Genomic DNA, 17,243 nt, shown 5'->3' on the forward strand with positions numbered 1-17,243 from the left:
ACCGCTCTTTAACAACTGAATCAAGCAATTCGTGTGGGTGCTTGTGGGGTCAGACTGATAGTCAACAAGATTATCAGCATCGCAAGTTACTCCGCGAGAAATCAAAGATGTAACCAACGATTGCTGAGCCAAGTTTAGGGTTTCTTAAAAACCCAAAGATGTTTGAACTGAAGAGTTTGATCATGGCTCAGATTGAACGCTGGCGGCAGGCCTAACACATGCAAGTCGAGCGGATGAGAGGAGCTTGCTCCTGGATTCAGCGGCGGACGGGTGAGTAATGCCTAGGAATCTGCCTGGTAGTGGGGGACAACGTTTCGAAAGGAACGCTAATACCGCATACGTCCTACGGGAGAAAGCAGGGGACCTTCGGGCCTTGCGCTATCAGATGAGCCTAGGTCGGATTAGCTAGTTGGTGAGGTAATGGCTCACCAAGGCGACGATCCGTAACTGGTCTGAGAGGATGATCAGTCACACTGGAACTGAGACACGGTCCAGACTCCTACGGGAGGCAGCAGTGGGGAATATTGGACAATGGGCGAAAGCCTGATCCAGCCATGCCGCGTGTGTGAAGAAGGTCTTCGGATTGTAAAGCACTTTAAGTTGGGAGGAAGGGCAGTAACTTAATACGTTGCTGTTTTGACGTTACCGACAGAATAAGCACCGGCTAACTCTGTGCCAGCAGCCGCGGTAATACAGAGGGTGCAAGCGTTAATCGGAATTACTGGGCGTAAAGCGCGCGTAGGTGGTTCGTTAAGTTGGATGTGAAATCCCCGGGCTCAACCTGGGAACTGCATTCAAAACTGTCGAGCTAGAGTATGGTAGAGGGTGGTGGAATTTCCTGTGTAGCGGTGAAATGCGTAGATATAGGAAGGAACACCAGTGGCGAAGGCGACCACCTGGACTGATACTGACACTGAGGTGCGAAAGCGTGGGGAGCAAACAGGATTAGATACCCTGGTAGTCCACGCCGTAAACGATGTCAACTAGCCGTTGGGAGCCTTGAGCTCTTAGTGGCGCAGCTAACGCATTAAGTTGACCGCCTGGGGAGTACGGCCGCAAGGTTAAAACTCAAATGAATTGACGGGGGCCCGCACAAGCGGTGGAGCATGTGGTTTAATTCGAAGCAACGCGAAGAACCTTACCAGGCCTTGACATCCAATGAACTTTCCAGAGATGGATTGGTGCCTTCGGGAACATTGAGACAGGTGCTGCATGGCTGTCGTCAGCTCGTGTCGTGAGATGTTGGGTTAAGTCCCGTAACGAGCGCAACCCTTGTCCTTAGTTACCAGCACGTAATGGTGGGCACTCTAAGGAGACTGCCGGTGACAAACCGGAGGAAGGTGGGGATGACGTCAAGTCATCATGGCCCTTACGGCCTGGGCTACACACGTGCTACAATGGTCGGTACAAAGGGTTGCCAAGCCGCGAGGTGGAGCTAATCCCATAAAACCGATCGTAGTCCGGATCGCAGTCTGCAACTCGACTGCGTGAAGTCGGAATCGCTAGTAATCGTGAATCAGAATGTCACGGTGAATACGTTCCCGGGCCTTGTACACACCGCCCGTCACACCATGGGAGTGGGTTGCACCAGAAGTAGCTAGTCTAACCTTCGGGAGGACGGTTACCACGGTGTGATTCATGACTGGGGTGAAGTCGTAACAAGGTAGCCGTAGGGGAACCTGCGGCTGGATCACCTCCTTAATCGACGACATCAGCTGCTCCATAAGTTCCCACACGAATTGCTTGATTCATTGAAGAAGACGATAGAAGCAGCTTTAAGCTCCAAGCTGATAGCTCCAAGCTAACAGTTACGCGCTCGAAATTGGGTCTGTAGCTCAGTTGGTTAGAGCGCACCCCTGATAAGGGTGAGGTCGGCAGTTCGAATCTGCCCAGACCCACCAATTTTGTTATGGGGCCATAGCTCAGCTGGGAGAGCGCCTGCCTTGCACGCAGGAGGTCAACGGTTCGATCCCGTTTGGCTCCACCATATAACTGCTTCTGAAAGCTTAGAAATGAGTATTCCATTGAGAATATTGATTTCTAGTCTTTTGATTAGATCGTTCTTTAAAAATTTGGGTATGTGATAGAAAGATAGACTGAACGTTACTTTCACTGGTAACGGATCAGGCTAAGGTAAAATTTGTGAGTTCTCTTAATTGAGAAATTCGAATTTTCGGCGAATGTCGTCTTCACAGTATAACCAGATTGCTTGGGGTTATATGGTCAAGTGAAGAAGCGCATACGGTGGATGCCTTGGCAGTCAGAGGCGATGAAAGACGTGGTAGCCTGCGAAAAGCTTCGGGGAGTCGGCAAACAGACTTTGATCCGGAGATGTCTGAATGGGGGAACCCAGCCATCATAAGATGGTTATCTTGTACTGAATACATAGGTGCAAGAGGCGAACCAGGGGAACTGAAACATCTAAGTACCCTGAGGAAAAGAAATCAACCGAGATTCCCTTAGTAGTGGCGAGCGAACGGGGACTAGCCCTTAAGTGGCTTTGAGATTAGCGGAACGCTCTGGAAAGTGCGGCCATAGTGGGTGATAGCCCTGTACGCGAAAATCTCTTGGTCATGAAATCGAGTAGGACGGAGCACGAGAAACTTTGTCTGAATATGGGGGGACCATCCTCCAAGGCTAAATACTACTGACTGACCGATAGTGAACTAGTACCGTGAGGGAAAGGCGAAAAGAACCCCGGAGAGGGGAGTGAAATAGATCCTGAAACCGTATGCGTACAAGCAGTGGGAGCAGACTTTGTTCTGTGACTGCGTACCTTTTGTATAATGGGTCAGCGACTTATTTTCAGTGGCGAGCTTAACCGAATAGGGGAGGCGTAGCGAAAGCGAGTCTTAATAGGGCGTCTAGTCGCTGGGAATAGACCCGAAACCGGGCGATCTATCCATGGGCAGGTTGAAGGTTGGGTAACACTAACTGGAGGACCGAACCGACTACCGTTGAAAAGTTAGCGGATGACCTGTGGATCGGAGTGAAAGGCTAATCAAGCTCGGAGATAGCTGGTTCTCCTCGAAAGCTATTTAGGTAGCGCCTCATGTATCACTGTAGGGGGTAGAGCACTGTTTCGGCTAGGGGGTCATCCCGACTTACCAAACCGATGCAAACTCCGAATACCTACAAGTGCCGAGCATGGGAGACACACGGCGGGTGCTAACGTCCGTCGTGAAAAGGGAAACAACCCAGACCGTCAGCTAAGGTCCCAAAGTTATGGTTAAGTGGGAAACGATGTGGGAAGGCTTAGACAGCTAGGAGGTTGGCTTAGAAGCAGCCACCCTTTAAAGAAAGCGTAATAGCTCACTAGTCGAGTCGGCCTGCGCGGAAGATGTAACGGGGCTCAAACCATACACCGAAGCTACGGGTATCACCTTCGGGTGATGCGGTAGAGGAGCGTTCTGTAAGCCTGTGAAGGTGAGTTGAGAAGCTTGCTGGAGGTATCAGAAGTGCGAATGCTGACATGAGTAACGACAATGGGTGTGAAAAACACCCACGCCGAAAGACCAAGGTTTCCTGCGCAACGTTAATCGACGCAGGGTTAGTCGGTCCCTAAGGCGAGGCTGAAAAGCGTAGTCGATGGAAAACAGGTTAATATTCCTGTACTTCTGGTTATTGCGATGGAGGGACGGAGAAGGCTAGGCCAGCTTGGCGTTGGTTGTCCAAGTTTAAGGTGGTAGGCTGAGATCTTAGGTAAATCCGGGATCTTAAGGCCGAGAGCTGATGACGAGTGTTCTTTTAGAACACGAAGTGGTTGATGCCATGCTTCCAAGAAAAGCTTCTAAGCTTCAGGTAACCAGGAACCGTACCCCAAACCGACACAGGTGGTTGGGTAGAGAATACCAAGGCGCTTGAGAGAACTCGGGTGAAGGAACTAGGCAAAATGGCACCGTAACTTCGGGAGAAGGTGCGCCGGTGAGGGTGAAGGACTTGCTCCGTAAGCTCATGCCGGTCGAAGATACCAGGCCGCTGCGACTGTTTATTAAAAACACAGCACTCTGCAAACACGAAAGTGGACGTATAGGGTGTGACGCCTGCCCGGTGCCGGAAGGTTAATTGATGGGGTTAGCTAACGCGAAGCTCTTGATCGAAGCCCCGGTAAACGGCGGCCGTAACTATAACGGTCCTAAGGTAGCGAAATTCCTTGTCGGGTAAGTTCCGACCTGCACGAATGGCGTAACGATGGCGGCGCTGTCTCCACCCGAGACTCAGTGAAATTGAAATCGCTGTGAAGATGCAGTGTATCCGCGGCTAGACGGAAAGACCCCGTGAACCTTTACTATAGCTTTGCACTGGACTTTGAATTTGCTTGTGTAGGATAGGTGGGAGGCTTTGAAGCGTGGACGCCAGTTCGCGTGGAGCCATCCTTGAAATACCACCCTGGCAACTTTGAGGTTCTAACTCAGGTCCGTTATCCGGATCGAGGACAGTGTATGGTGGGTAGTTTGACTGGGGCGGTCTCCTCCTAAAGAGTAACGGAGGAGTACGAAGGTGCGCTCAGACCGGTCGGAAATCGGTCGTAGAGTATAAAGGCAAAAGCGCGCTTGACTGCGAGACAGACACGTCGAGCAGGTACGAAAGTAGGTCTTAGTGATCCGGTGGTTCTGTATGGAAGGGCCATCGCTCAACGGATAAAAGGTACTCCGGGGATAACAGGCTGATACCGCCCAAGAGTTCATATCGACGGCGGTGTTTGGCACCTCGATGTCGGCTCATCACATCCTGGGGCTGAAGCCGGTCCCAAGGGTATGGCTGTTCGCCATTTAAAGTGGTACGCGAGCTGGGTTTAGAACGTCGTGAGACAGTTCGGTCCCTATCTGCCGTGGACGTTTGAGATTTGAGAGGGGCTGCTCCTAGTACGAGAGGACCGGAGTGGACGAACCTCTGGTGTTCCGGTTGTCACGCCAGTGGCATTGCCGGGTAGCTATGTTCGGGAAAGATAACCGCTGAAAGCATCTAAGCGGGAAACTTGCCTCAAGATGAGATCTCACTGGAACCTTGAGTTCCCTGAAGGGCCGTCGAAGACTACGACGTTGATAGGTTGGGTGTGTAAGCGCTGTGAGGCGTTGAGCTAACCAATACTAATTGCCCGTGAGGCTTGACCATATAACACCCAAGCAATTTGCGTCGAAAGGCCAGATTGCGGTGTGTGAAGACGAAACGAACCGAAAGTTCGACTGCACTTAAAAAAGCAGCACAAACACCGAAAGCTGTCACATACCCAATTTGCTGAAGCGAGGCCACAAGGCCACGACTCAGTACCCGAATTTCTTGACGACCATAGAGCGTTGGAACCACCTGATCCCATCCCGAACTCAGCAGTGAAACGATGCATCGCCGATGGTAGTGTGGGGTTTCCCCATGTGAGAGTAGGTCATCGTCAAGATTAAATTCCAAAACCCCTGTCTGCTAACGCAGTCAGGGGTTTTGTTTTAGTAGAAACATCCGTTTTTGCTGGCTTGTTACCGTGTTGACGGGCCAGATACAGAATTTCTTGACGACCATAGAGCGTTGGAACCACCTGATCCCATCCCGAACTCAGCAGTGAAACGATGCATCGCCGATGGTAGTGTGGGGTTTCCCCATGTGAGAGTAGGTCATCGTCAAGATTGAATTCCGAAACCCCTGTCTGCTTACGCAGACAGGGGTTTTGTCATTTCAGGGCCAGGCAACATCAGCGATCAAACCGCTTTGCGTGCCTTGCTGATACGTCGAGCCTGCCATTTACGCCACCAGATGTAGACGCCAGTCCCTGACAACCCTGCAATCAACAGACCTAACACCGCGATCATGACTTGCCCTGTAACGCCAATGATCCGCCCACCATGTATCGGCAATTGCAGCCGATAAAACTGCTCTCCCAACGTTCCCTGCCCTGCAATCTCCTGGCCTAACAAGCGCCCGTCCGTACCATGAAAGAACAACCAGGATTTGCCATGAGCTTCTGTGTCGTGTTGTCCAAATCCTGCGCCGTAAAAGTTGTATTCAATGCTGTAATACAACTCTCCGATCGCCGCTGTCAGCCCTAGCCTTTTCCCCTCCTGTAATGCCCTCTCGTATGCCTGTTGATAACTCAATCGCGTCACCCCCAGGTCTGCGGGAGTCATTCGTCCTCGTGCCTCATAGACGCTCGGTTCAATCGGCGAAAATAACGAAACCGCTGGTTTGAATACCTGACTCGGCAAGTTCATGGCGACGCTGCTGACCGCGATCGGCAGCAGCAACAACCATAGCCATAAACCCCCGGCGCGATGCAGGTCGAAATTCAGCCGATAGGCATGGCCGCCCTTCACTTTCCAGGCAGTTGACCACTTCTTCCAGAACGGCTTTCCACGCGGCAATGTCAGCCAAAGCGCAATGAAACAATCGATCACCCAGGCAATCGCAACCAAGCCCATCAACAACAATCCCCAGTTCCCCGGCAGCGTCAGGTTGTAATGAAACTCGAGAATGAACGGGACAAAATTCTCCCGCTGAAAACAGCACTCACCCCAGTAGCGCTGGCCCTTTTGCTCAGCATTTACCGGATCCAGATAGAACACCTGATTACGCTCGGCAAATGGTTTGCCGGTCGCCGGATCATTACGCGCGACCGCAGCGAGCAACGCCGTATGCCCCGACTCATCCGGATACTCCATGTACCAGACCTGCAACTGCGGATGCGCAGCCTGCACGGCATCAACCAAATCACCGGGTGGCAGCCGCTCGCCTACGGCAGACGCCGCATAAAATTCCGGGTTCAACCATTCATCCAATTCATGATTGAACGCCAGAATGCTCCCGGTAATACCTGCCAGCAGCAAAAACACTGCCGTGGCCAAGCCGATATAACGGTGCAACAACACCAAAAACGCACGCATGAGAATTTCCCCACAGAAACGACAAAGCCAGCCCCTGAAACATCAGGGGCTGGCTTTTTTATGCACAGGACAAAGGCCTAGAACTGGTAGCTGACCGTCGCCGCCACGTTGCGCTCTTCGCCCATGTAGCAGAAGTTCAGACTGGCGCAGGAGGCGACGTAGGATTCGTTGGTCAGATTGTTCGCATTCAGACGCACGTCGACGCCCTTCAGACCGACCTTGCCCAAGTCATAACCAATCGAGGCATCAAACAACGTGTAGGAGGGCACCTTCATGGTGTTCTCCGCATCCGCCCAGCTATAGCCGACATACCGCACACCGCCGCCCAGGCGCAGGCCATCGAGTGCGGCACTGTCGAATTTGTAGTCCGCCCATAACGACGCCATATGCCGCGGCGCCTGCGTTGGTGAGTTGCCTTTGTTTTCGATCACGTCGGTTGGCGTGCTCAACGTACTGACCATCGACTTCGAGTATTCGATATCGGTGAAGGTGTAGCTGCCGAGGACTTTGAGGTTGTCGGTCAACTGCATGTGCGCTTCCAGTTCCAGACCTTGGGAGCGCACAGCACCGACCGCGCGATAGAAGTTTTCCTGCGGCAGTTTGGTCGCCAGGTTCTCCTGATCGATGCGGAACAGCGACGCGGTGAACAAGTTGTCAGTACCCGGCGGCTGATACTTCAAACCGACTTCCCATTGTGTGCCATCGGTAGGGGCCAGCGGGTTACCGGCGCTGTCGGCATAGGAGTTCGGGTTAAACGATTCGGAGTAGCTGATGTACGGCGCCAAGCCGTTATCGAACAGGTACAACGCACCGGCCCGGCCAGTGAGTTTGGTGCGCCGATCATTGATTTCCGTGCCGACCGGACGTCCGGCTTCAGCGATACGGTTTTCATCCGACGTCTCGACCCAGTCCTGGCGCAGACCCAGCGAGAAACGCCAGTTGTCCATCTCGATCAGGTCTTGCAGGTAAACCCCGGTCTGCTCCAGGCGCCGCAGGTAGCTGGTCTCGCCATACATGTCGATCGCCGAGTTGCCATATACCGGATTGAACGCGTTGATCGGCGCGAGTCCGCCACTGGTCCAGTCGACCACGGTTTTACGCCGCTGATAATCCGCGCCCATCAGCACCGTGTGTTTGGTCGCACCAGTAAAAAATTCGGCCTGGAGCATGTTGTCGACGATGAACGCATGCAGGCGCTCATCACCGCCAGTGTAATAGCGGTTCAACTCGTTGCTGGTCGGCGAGGTCCAGCCATAGGCGTAGACCTGATCCATGTTTACTTTGGAATCGAGGTAACGGAAATTCTGCCTTGCGGTGAAGACATCGTTGAAGCGATGTTCAAACTGATAACCGAACGATTGCTGATCACGCGAATAGCCATCGACGCCCGGCTCGCCTTCGAAGAAGTGCGGCGAGATGCGGTTGCCGTTGCGCTGATCAATTGTGCCGTCCGCCGGTACGCCACCGTGGTAACCGCCATCCGGATCGTGTTGCAGATAAGCCTGTAGCGTCAGTGAAGTGTCTTCACTGAAATCGATACTGAGGGTCGGTGCGAGGGCGAAGCGCTTTTCCTTGTTGTGGTCGAACTGCGTGTCGGACTGATCCGTTAAGCCGATCAGACGATAGGCAATGCGCTTGTCGTCATCGACCGGGCCACTGAAGTCAAAACCGACCCCGCGCTGGCCCTGAGTGCCGACCGTCGCTTGAACCTGATGGTAAGCCTCGTATAACGGTTTCTTGCTGGTCAGCGCCACCAGTCCGCCTGGCGAACTGCGGCCGTACAGCACCGACGACGGGCCCTTGAGAATGTCCACGCGCTCAAGGAAATACGGATCGACCTGCATGGTGCTGTAAGTGCCGCTGTCGCCCATCGACTTGAGGCCGTCGAGGTAGATGTTGTCCACCGAGCCGTCGTTGAAACCGCGCATCGCCACATAGTCATAGCGGTGAGTCGCGCCGTACGGGTTGGTCAGCACGCCTGGGGTGTAGCGCATTGTCTGCGAGACAGTCTGCGAGCCCTGGTCATCCATTTGCTCGCGAGTGACCACGGACACACTTTGCGAGGTTTCCAGTAGCGCAGTACTGGTCTTGGTGGCGATCTGGCTGTGAGTGGCGTTGTAGCCGTCCATACTGCCCAATGCGTTACCGAGGGCGAAACCTTTGATATCGGTGGTTGGCAGGGCCAGTACTTCGGATTCAGCGAGCGGACGCAGGATGTAACTGCTGCCGTCCTGGCTGACCGCTTCCAGGCCGGAGCCGCCGAGCAAATGGCTCAGCGCCTGATCGGTCGAATAATCGCCCTGAACGCCTGGCGATTGCCGGCCTTGAGTTTGCTGCGGGGTCATCGACAACGTGATGCCGGCCTGACGGGCAAACTGATTCAGCGCCTCACCCAGCGGACCCGCGGCAATGTTGTAGCGATGGCTGACTTCACTGGCCGCCGGATTATCCGCCATGCTCAAACCGGGCATCACACTAACGCCCAGCGCCGTGGAAAAAAGCGCTGCCCGAACGGCGTGGCGCAGCAGGCCCGATTCGGCAGTTAAATTCAGAGTGTTCTTACAGGTGGCGGGGACAGTCATTGTAGGTTTCCGTAGGAAGTCGCAAACGCTTGAATTGAAGTGCTTACTGACTAAGCCGGACCTGCAGCAAAAACCCGCCAAAATAATTTCAGGCGACGCGCTCCAGCGTCACCCACCAGCGCGTGCGATAGCGCAATTGCACTGGCAACGTCTGCGGCAGGATGGCCAACAGCTTGTCGGTGTCTTCCAGGCGGAATACCCCGGACAAGCGCAGATCTGCCACCTCCGCCGCGCAGTTCAGAAAGCCCTGACGATAACGCCCGACTTCAGCCATAAAGTCGCCCAGACGCATGTTGCGCGTGACGATCAAGCCGTCGACCCAGGCGCCGGCATCCATAGCCAGCGGCGGCGCCGGGCGAACCCGATGGTGATCGATCAGATAACTTTGCCCCGCCAGTGCCTGTACCGAAGTGCTGCCGGAACGGATCGCAACCTGACCATGGGTGACGCTGAGCAGAGTGCAATCATGTTCCTGACGCAGGATGAATCGGGCGTCGAAAGGTTCGTAAGTGCCGTGACGGTTTTGTATCCGCAGCGGTTGATCAGACGACGCCCCCTGATCAGCGCCGCCACAGGTGACGATGATCTCGCCGCGCGTCAGTTTGATCAGCCGCCGCTGCGCGGTGTAATCCAGATCCACTGCACTCGCGGTGTTGAGTTCGATCCGCGTGCCATCCGGCAACTGGAAGCCGCGCCGCTCGCCCGTCGCTGTAGCGTAATCGGCGCTCCATTGCTGCCAAGCGGCAGTGTCCTTGGCCAGCCATGCAGCGGAGCCCATCAGCAATGCGCCAGACAACAACTTCAAGGCCTGTCGCCGGCCCAAACCCTGAGCACTGTTTTCCAGAGTGTTGAACGCCACTTGCGCACCAGGCACCGCGCGCAGGTTATTGCTCAATTCGGCTTGCAGCGACTGCACCCGTTGCCAGGCCAGTTCATGCTCATGATGTTCGGCGCGCCACTGTTCACACTGGCGGTTCAGGCGCGGATTGCCATGATTGTTGCGCAGGCGCAACAGCCAGTGAATGGCCTGTTTGACCACCTGTTGCTGCGGCTCGGTGCGACGGCCAAGAGAAAGATTATCCACAGGCATCAGTTTTCGTACCGCAGCACGTAGCAGTGATACAGCGCGTCGGCGATGTAACGTTCGACCGAGCGCAACGACAGGCCCATCTGTTCGGCGATCTGCTTGTGGGTCAAACCTTCGCACTGCGCCAGCAGAAACGCCTGACGCACTTTCGGCTTCAGTCCTTCAAGCATCCGCGCGATGCTTTCCAGCAATTCGATCACCAGTGCGCGGGCTTCGGCGCTTGGCGTTTCGGCTTCGGGTAGATGCGCGATGGTTTCCAGATAGGCGCGTTCGATTTCCTCGCGACGCCAATGATCAATCACCAGACCACGCGCGATGGTGCGCAGAAAGGCGCGAGGTGCTTTGAGTTCGAGGCGTTCGGTGCGTTGCAACAGGCGTACGAAAGTATCCTGGGCCAGATCCGCCGCATCCGCCGCGTTGCCCAAACGGGCGCGCAACCACGCGTTAAGCCAGCCGTGATGACTACTGTAAAGCGTCTGTACTGCAAACTCGGGTGAGGACATGAACGCGAACGTCACAAATGATAATTACTCGCATTGTCATCAAGGGTTACGAAATTTGCAACTGTCACCCGAAGATCAGCACTGAAAAACATCGGGCAGAACGCTCTGGCACGCCGTTCGGCGGGAATCCGGCAGAAATGCCATCCATTTCCCACTCAGCCCTAAGATTTCTCCGACACGTGCCGACAGACTGGTGAGACATGCGTGCACCAAAGTAGAGCGGCCAGAAGAACGCTGCCTGCGCTGTACATGGAATGTTGCATCCGGAACGCATCCCCACTTTTGGCATAAGAAGTCCCATGAAATGAATCTCAAGTTCAGCCATAAAATCCTGTTGGCCGCCTCGGGCGTCGTGGTCCTGGCGTTCGCGCTGTTCACCCTCTACAACGACTATCTGCAGCGAAACACCATTCGCCAGAACCTCCAGTCCTCCGTACAGCAGGCCGGTGATCTGACCGCCAGCAGCGTGCAGAACTGGATGAGCGGGCGGATTCTGGTGCTGGAAAACCTCGCGCAGAACGTTGCCCATCAGGGCAAGGACGCCGACTTCCCGGGTCTGGTCGATCAACCGGCCTTCACCTCGAATTTCCAGTTCACCTACGTCGGTCAGGCCAACGGTGTGTTCACCCAGCGCCCTGACGCGAAGATGCCGGACGGCTACGACCCGCGTCAGCGCCCTTGGTACAAGCAAGCCGTTGTGGCTGACAAAACCATGCTGACGCCGCCGTACATGGCCGCTGTCGGTGGCCTGGTAGTGACCATCGCCATGCCGGTGAAAAAGAACGGCGAGCTGCTCGGCGTGGTCGGTGGTGACCTGAGCCTGGAAACCCTGGTGAAGATCATCAACTCGGTGGACTTCGGTGGCCTCGGCCACGCGTTCCTGGTCAGCGCCGACGGTCAGGTGATCGTCAGCCCGGACAAAGATCAGGTCATGAAAAACCTGAAAGACATCTACCCGAACACCAGCGTGCGCATCGAGAAGGGCAACCAGAACGTGGTGCTCAACGGCCAGGAACGCATTCTGTCGTTCACCCCGGTCAGCGATCTGCCGAATGCGCAGTGGTACATCGGTCTGTCGATTGATCGTGATAAAGCCTACGCCGCACTCAGCCAATTCCGTACTTCGGCACTGATCGCAATGTTCGTTGCGGTGGCCGCCATTGCGCTGCTGCTGAGCCTGTTGATTAACGTGTTGATGCGTCCGCTGACCACCATGGGCCGCGCGATGCAGGACATTGCTCAGGGTGAAGGCGACCTGACTCGCCGTCTGGTTGTGGAAAGCAAAGACGAGTTCGGTGAATTGGGCAGCGCGTTCAACCAGTTCGTTGAGCGGATTCACGCCTCGATTTCCGAAGTCTCCTCGGCGACTCGCCATGTGCATGACCTGTCGCAACGGGTGATGGCTTCGTCCAATGCCTCGATCGTCGGCTCTGACGAGCAAAGTGCACGCACCAACAGCGTCGCCGCGGCGATCAACGAGCTGGGTGCCGCTACGCAGGAAATTGCGCGCAACGCCGCCGATGCTTCGCAGCATGCCAGTGGTGCCAGCGAGCAGGCCGATGACGGTCGTCAGGTGGTCGAGCAGACGATTCTGGCGATGACTGAACTGTCGCAGAAGATCAGCCTGTCGTGCACCCAGATCGAAACCCTGAACGCCAGCACGGACAACATCGGCCACATCCTCGATGTGATCAAAGGCATTTCGCAGCAGACCAACCTGTTGGCGCTCAACGCCGCGATCGAAGCAGCGCGTGCCGGTGAAGCCGGACGTGGTTTTGCCGTGGTGGCGGATGAGGTGCGTAACCTCGCCCATCGCACCCAGGAATCGGCGGAAGAGATCCACAAGATGATCACTTCCCTGCAGGTCGGTTCGCGTGAAGCGGTGACCACGATGAATGCCAGTCAGGCCTCCAGCGAGCAGAGCGTGGAAGTGGCCAACCAGGCCGGTTTGCGTCTGGTCAGCGTGACCCAGCGCATCGGCGAAATCGACGGTATGAACCAGTCGGTGGCAGCGGCCACTGAAGAGCAGACCGCCGTGGTGGAAACTCTCAACGTCGACGTTAACCAGATCAACCTGCTGAACCAGCAGAGCGTGGCCAACCTCAATGAAACATTGAAGGATTGTGATGCGTTGTCGCAGCAGGCCAACCGCCTGAAGCAATTGGTCGACAGCTTCAAGATCTGACCTCAAGTCAGACCGCGTTATCGTTCTTCGCGAGCAGGCTCGCTCCCACATTTGGAATGCATTTCCCTGTGGGAGCGAGCCTGCTCGCGAAAGCGGTGGTGCATTCACCGCAAAGCCGAAGCCTTAAACAAACAGCCTCAGCACATTCCCCATCGCATCATCCGCAAACCCCTGCACAAACTCCTTGAATCCCGGCAACGCCTCTTCACCCCCCGAAGCAGGCTCGGCAATGATCGTCCACGTCGCCCGGGACTTGCCTGCGCCCAGCGACTCCACATTCATCGCCGCCCACAGATTCGCCACCCCCAAGGTGTTGTAAATCGTCGTCCAGGTCATGCTCCGCGCCTGCTCATCGCGGGAGTTGAGTTGCTCGACCACCACATTGCCATCCTTGAAGTATTTCTTGCGCAGCGAGGACACGCCCTCGCCAGTCATTTCGATGTGCGACAGCGCCGGAATGAAACGGTCGAAACCGCCGAAGTCGCCGACCACCGCCCAGACTTGCGCCGCGTCCGCCGGTACTTCCACTGACGACACAACGTGGCAGCCATGCGGATTTTTGATCAGGGTATCGGGTTGCAGAGTGTTCATGGTGTTGCTCCTTTTGTTGGATCAGATGAAATTGATTTCTTTCAGGTAGTCGCAGCCGCGACGCAGCAGCGCCGGGGATTTCTGCGGGTAGTGCGCGCCCATCTGCTGCACGCCGGCCTCGGCGTTGGCGTGGCCGATCAGGGAGATGTCGCCGATGTCTTCTTCAAAGCCGTTGAGGTAGAAACCGAGCACACCGAATAGCGCGTTATCGGCGTCGACCCGAGCCAATTGCTGTTGCCAGTCGGCGACGCTGACCAGCGCGAATTCGCTGCCGGTTTCGCGGAACGACGCCACGTAGGCATCCCAGCTCAATGGCTCGGGGTTATGCAGGTTGAACACCGCACGTTCGGGCGAATAACGGCTGGCGTGGAAGGCGATGAAACGGGCGAGAAAGTCCACCGGCATCAGGTCGAAATTCAGTGCGAAAGCCGGCACCTGGCCAAGCTGGATCGAGCCTTTGAGCATCAGCATCAAGCGGTTTTTGTGCGGCTGACAAACGCCGCTCAAGCTGTTGAAACTGATGTTGCCGGGGCGGTACAGATTAACCCGCACACCGCGCTCCCGCGCCCGTTCGAGGATGCGCTCGCCGACCCATTTCGACAGGTTGTAGCCGTTGCGAATATAGATCGGTGGCGTCGGCGCGGCGGGCAATTCCAGCACCCGTCCAGCATCGTCCACGGTGCTTGAAGCCGACAGTGTCGAGACGAAGTTGAAGACCTTTTTGCTCTGCCCTTCGCACAAGCGCAGCAGGGCGAAAATCGGTTCGACGTTGTCCGCCGCCAGCGACTCGTAATCGAGGACGTGATTGACGTTGGCGGCGTTGTGCACCAGCGCGCCGAACTCGCGATCCAGGCGTTGATAGTCCTCGTCGTTCAAGCCCAGTTGCGGACGGGTAATGTCTGCCGCGTAAACCCGCACACGACTCAGATCCAGATGCTCCAGACGGTTTTCCCGCAGTGACTCGGCAAAGCGTTGCGCCGCCGTTTGCCCGCCGCCATCGCGCACCAGACACGCGACTTCGCTGGCGCCCCAGCCGAGCAGTGCCTCGACGATGTGCACGCCAACAAAGCTGTTGGCGCCGGTGACGATGACCTTGTGCACATCGCCCATGCGGCTGACCGGCAGCGGTTCGATTTCCAGCGCACGCTCGGCGTCGGCCATGGCCTGGGCGCTGAGCACCGCGTTGTCATCGGTGCCGCGCACCAGCGTTGCCAGTTTGATGATGGTCGGCAGTTCGATGAAGCGATTGATCGAAATGCTGCGACCGAATTCCTCACGCAAACGCAGCAACATCCGCGACAGCAAAATCGAGTGACCACCCAGATTGAAGAAACTCTCATCGGTGGAAATATCGCTGTTCGGCAGCTCCAGCAACTCCGCCCAGATCTCCAGCAGCAGTGCTTCATCAGCATTCGCCGGCAGGCATTTCGGCCCGCTGCCCTGCACGCTCACCGGCAGGTCCAGCAGCGCTTTGCGGTCGACCTTGCCGTTGCTGGCGAATGGCATGCTCGACAGCTCAGTCCACGCCACGGGTTGCATGTAGTCGGGCAGAAACTGCCGGGCGTGGGCCTTCAGTGCTTCGCGCGCGGTGTCCGATTGCGGCTGGGCGAGGAACGCCAGAATCCGTCGCTGAGTGTCGATTACTACTGCGATTTGCCGGTACAACTGGCTCTCGCGCAGGCAGCGTTCGATCTCTTCCGGCTCGACCCGAAAACCACGGATCTTCACTTGATTGTCGCGCCGTCCGCACAGCTCGATTCCGTGCTCGCCCCATTTGGCCATGTCGCCGCTGCGGTAGGCGCGCAGCGTCTGCCCGTCCGGCAGATTCAAGGTCAGATAACGCTCGGCGGTCTGCTGTGGATTGTTCAGATAACCGAGGCAGACGCCGGGGCCGACGATGAACAATTCGCCGACGGTGTGCTCCGGCACCGGTTGCAAATCATCATCGAGAATCAGCACCTGGCTGTTGGCGATCGGCGCACCGAGGCTGCGGTTGCTGTCGCCGGGTTTGAGCAGGCGTGCGGTGATCAGCACCGTGGCTTCGGTCGGTCCGTAAAGGTTGTGCAGCGTGCCCTGACGGGTCAGTTGCTCGATGACGAATGGCTCGCAGACATCGCCGCCGGTCATCACTTGCACACCCTCCAACTGCTCCAGCGGCAGGATGCTCAACAGCGCTGGTGGCAGGAATGCGTGGGTCAGTTGCCGTCGGCGGATCAGCGCGACCAGTTGCAGCGGATCGCGCCGTTGCGTGTCGTCGGGCACCACCAGTTCGGCGCCTTCGAGCAGGGTCGGGAAGATGTCGATCAGTGATGAGTCGAAGCTCAGCGATGAGAACTGCAAGACCCGACTTTCTGCCTGCAACTGCACGTAATCGGCGTACCACGCGGTGAAGTGTGCAAGGTTGGCCTGACTGAGCAAAACACCCTTCGGATGCCCGGTGGTGCCCGAGGTGTAGAGCGCCATGCACGGTGCGTCGAGTTCAGGGCGGCGGCGCATCAGCGGGTGGCTGAGATCTGCCTCGGCGCTGTCGATACAACTGACATCCAGCCCCGCCATTGTTGCGCTCAGTGGATGCACGCCATCATGCAGCAACAGCACTGCACCGGCGTTTTGCAAAATGTATTGCTGGCGCTGCAATGGATGGCTCGGCTCCAGCGGCAAGTACACCGCGCCGCTGCCGAGGATCGCCAGAATCGAGGCGAACAGCGCCGGGCTTTTCTGCAGGCAGACGCCCACCACCCACGGTTGCGGATGTTGCTCGAGCAAGGGCTGCAAACGCTGCTGGATCGCGCGACTGTGGGCGTGCAATTGCCGATAGCTGATCGACTGTTCGGCGAGGTGCAGCGCCGGTCGTTCGGCATGCCGGATCAGGCTCTGTTGCAGGCGCTCGATCACTGGGAGCTGCGCCTGCTTCAGCAGCGCCGGATTGGCCGTGTCATTGAGGCGATGGACGTACGCCAGGCTGTCGAGAAACAGCAGGTTTTCCATCCGCTCGAAATCCGGCGCAGGCACAGATACGGCCCGCTGAAGATACTCCGCATCGCGGGAGACGCGGCTGACCAGCAACGCCACTTCGTCCACCACCTGCGTCAGCACCCTTTGCCGCAGGGCCTGACCATTGCCGGACGGCTCATCGGCAATCGGCACGCGGCTGATCAGTGACGAGCCGAGGAAGCACAGCAAATCGAGCGATGGCAAACCGGCAAGGCTCGGCGCGCCAACCCCCAGACGCAGATGCAGGTGCGGGATCGCGCAGAAGTCACCAGCGCCAATGAAGCCATCGTCGATGATCAGATCCACCGTCGATGCCGCAACGCCGCTGCGCTGTAATGAGTGACCGTGTTGTTCAAGTTCCAGCGCCAGGTCGGTCATGGCCTGGCTGGCGCCAATCAGCAAAATGTCGAGACGTTTCATGTCGGCCTCCTT

General features: G+C 56.6%; 7 protein-coding genes, 2 tRNA genes and 4 rRNA genes. 7 read left to right on the top strand and 6 right to left on the bottom strand.

What is annotated here, in order from left to right:
- Nucleotides 1-164: 164 nt before the first annotated feature.
- From QOM10_RS00615 to rrf (QOM10_RS00640), 6 genes are all read left to right on the top strand, one after another.
- A 16S ribosomal RNA gene (locus QOM10_RS00615) occupies nucleotides 165-1,701 on the top strand.
- Between the two features lie 123 nt (nucleotides 1,702-1,824).
- Nucleotides 1,825-1,901, top strand: a tRNA-Ile gene (locus QOM10_RS00620).
- Nucleotides 1,902-1,911: 10 nt separating this feature from the next.
- Nucleotides 1,912-1,987, top strand: a tRNA-Ala gene (locus tag QOM10_RS00625).
- 234 nt (nucleotides 1,988-2,221) lie between these two features.
- Nucleotides 2,222-5,115, top strand: a 23S ribosomal RNA gene (locus QOM10_RS00630).
- A gap of 164 nt (nucleotides 5,116-5,279) precedes the next feature.
- Nucleotides 5,280-5,395: ribosomal RNA gene (rrf, locus tag QOM10_RS00635) — 5S ribosomal RNA — on the top strand.
- Nucleotides 5,396-5,502: 107 nt separating this feature from the next.
- Nucleotides 5,503-5,618, top strand: a 5S ribosomal RNA gene (rrf, locus tag QOM10_RS00640).
- Together the 16S, 23S and 5S rRNA genes with 2 tRNA genes alongside form the textbook arrangement of a ribosomal RNA operon.
- 72 nt (nucleotides 5,619-5,690) lie before the next feature.
- On the opposite strand, the gene QOM10_RS00645 is transcribed toward rrf (QOM10_RS00640), so the two are convergent.
- From QOM10_RS00645 to QOM10_RS00660, 4 genes are all read right to left on the bottom strand, one after another.
- The gene (locus QOM10_RS00645; protein WP_316917402.1) at nucleotides 5,691-6,869 is read right to left on the bottom strand and encodes a PepSY domain-containing protein; all 1,179 of its coding nucleotides are present in this window, start codon (nucleotides 6,867-6,869) and stop codon (nucleotides 5,691-5,693) included.
- A 77-nt stretch (nucleotides 6,870-6,946) separates the two neighbouring features.
- Entirely contained in the window at nucleotides 6,947-9,451 is a 2,505-nt protein-coding gene (locus QOM10_RS00650; RefSeq protein ID WP_316917403.1) for a TonB-dependent siderophore receptor, read from the bottom strand.
- Between the two features lie 88 nt (nucleotides 9,452-9,539).
- A complete protein-coding gene (locus QOM10_RS00655) occupies nucleotides 9,540-10,541 on the bottom strand; it encodes a FecR family protein (protein WP_316917404.1) in 1,002 nt (333 codons plus the stop codon).
- The gene (locus QOM10_RS00660) at nucleotides 10,541-11,041 is read right to left on the bottom strand and encodes a sigma-70 family RNA polymerase sigma factor (protein WP_316917405.1); all 501 of its coding nucleotides are present in this window, start codon (nucleotides 11,039-11,041) and stop codon (nucleotides 10,541-10,543) included. Before QOM10_RS00660 ends, QOM10_RS00655 begins: the two co-directional genes overlap by 1 nt.
- 304 nt (nucleotides 11,042-11,345) lie before the next feature.
- Here QOM10_RS00660 and QOM10_RS00665 point away from each other — a divergent pair, with 304 nt between their 5' ends.
- The gene (locus QOM10_RS00665; protein WP_122597676.1) at nucleotides 11,346-13,226 is read left to right on the top strand and encodes a methyl-accepting chemotaxis protein; all 1,881 of its coding nucleotides are present in this window, start codon (nucleotides 11,346-11,348) and stop codon (nucleotides 13,224-13,226) included.
- A gap of 123 nt (nucleotides 13,227-13,349) precedes the next feature.
- Here QOM10_RS00665 and QOM10_RS00670 read toward each other — a convergent pair whose 3' ends face one another.
- Together QOM10_RS00670 and QOM10_RS00675 are read right to left on the bottom strand one after the other, a co-directional pair.
- Nucleotides 13,350-13,817, bottom strand: coding sequence for an SRPBCC family protein (locus tag QOM10_RS00670; protein ID WP_316917406.1), 468 nt, complete (start codon nucleotides 13,815-13,817; stop codon nucleotides 13,350-13,352).
- A gap of 21 nt (nucleotides 13,818-13,838) precedes the next feature.
- Nucleotides 13,839-17,231, bottom strand: a complete 3,393-nt coding sequence (locus tag QOM10_RS00675; protein ID WP_316917407.1) for an amino acid adenylation domain-containing protein — start codon at nucleotides 17,229-17,231, stop codon at nucleotides 13,839-13,841.
- Nucleotides 17,232-17,243 lie beyond the last annotated feature (12 nt).

This window comes from Pseudomonas sp. P108 (assembly GCF_032613195.1).
GTDB lineage: Bacteria > Pseudomonadota > Gammaproteobacteria > Pseudomonadales > Pseudomonadaceae > Aquipseudomonas.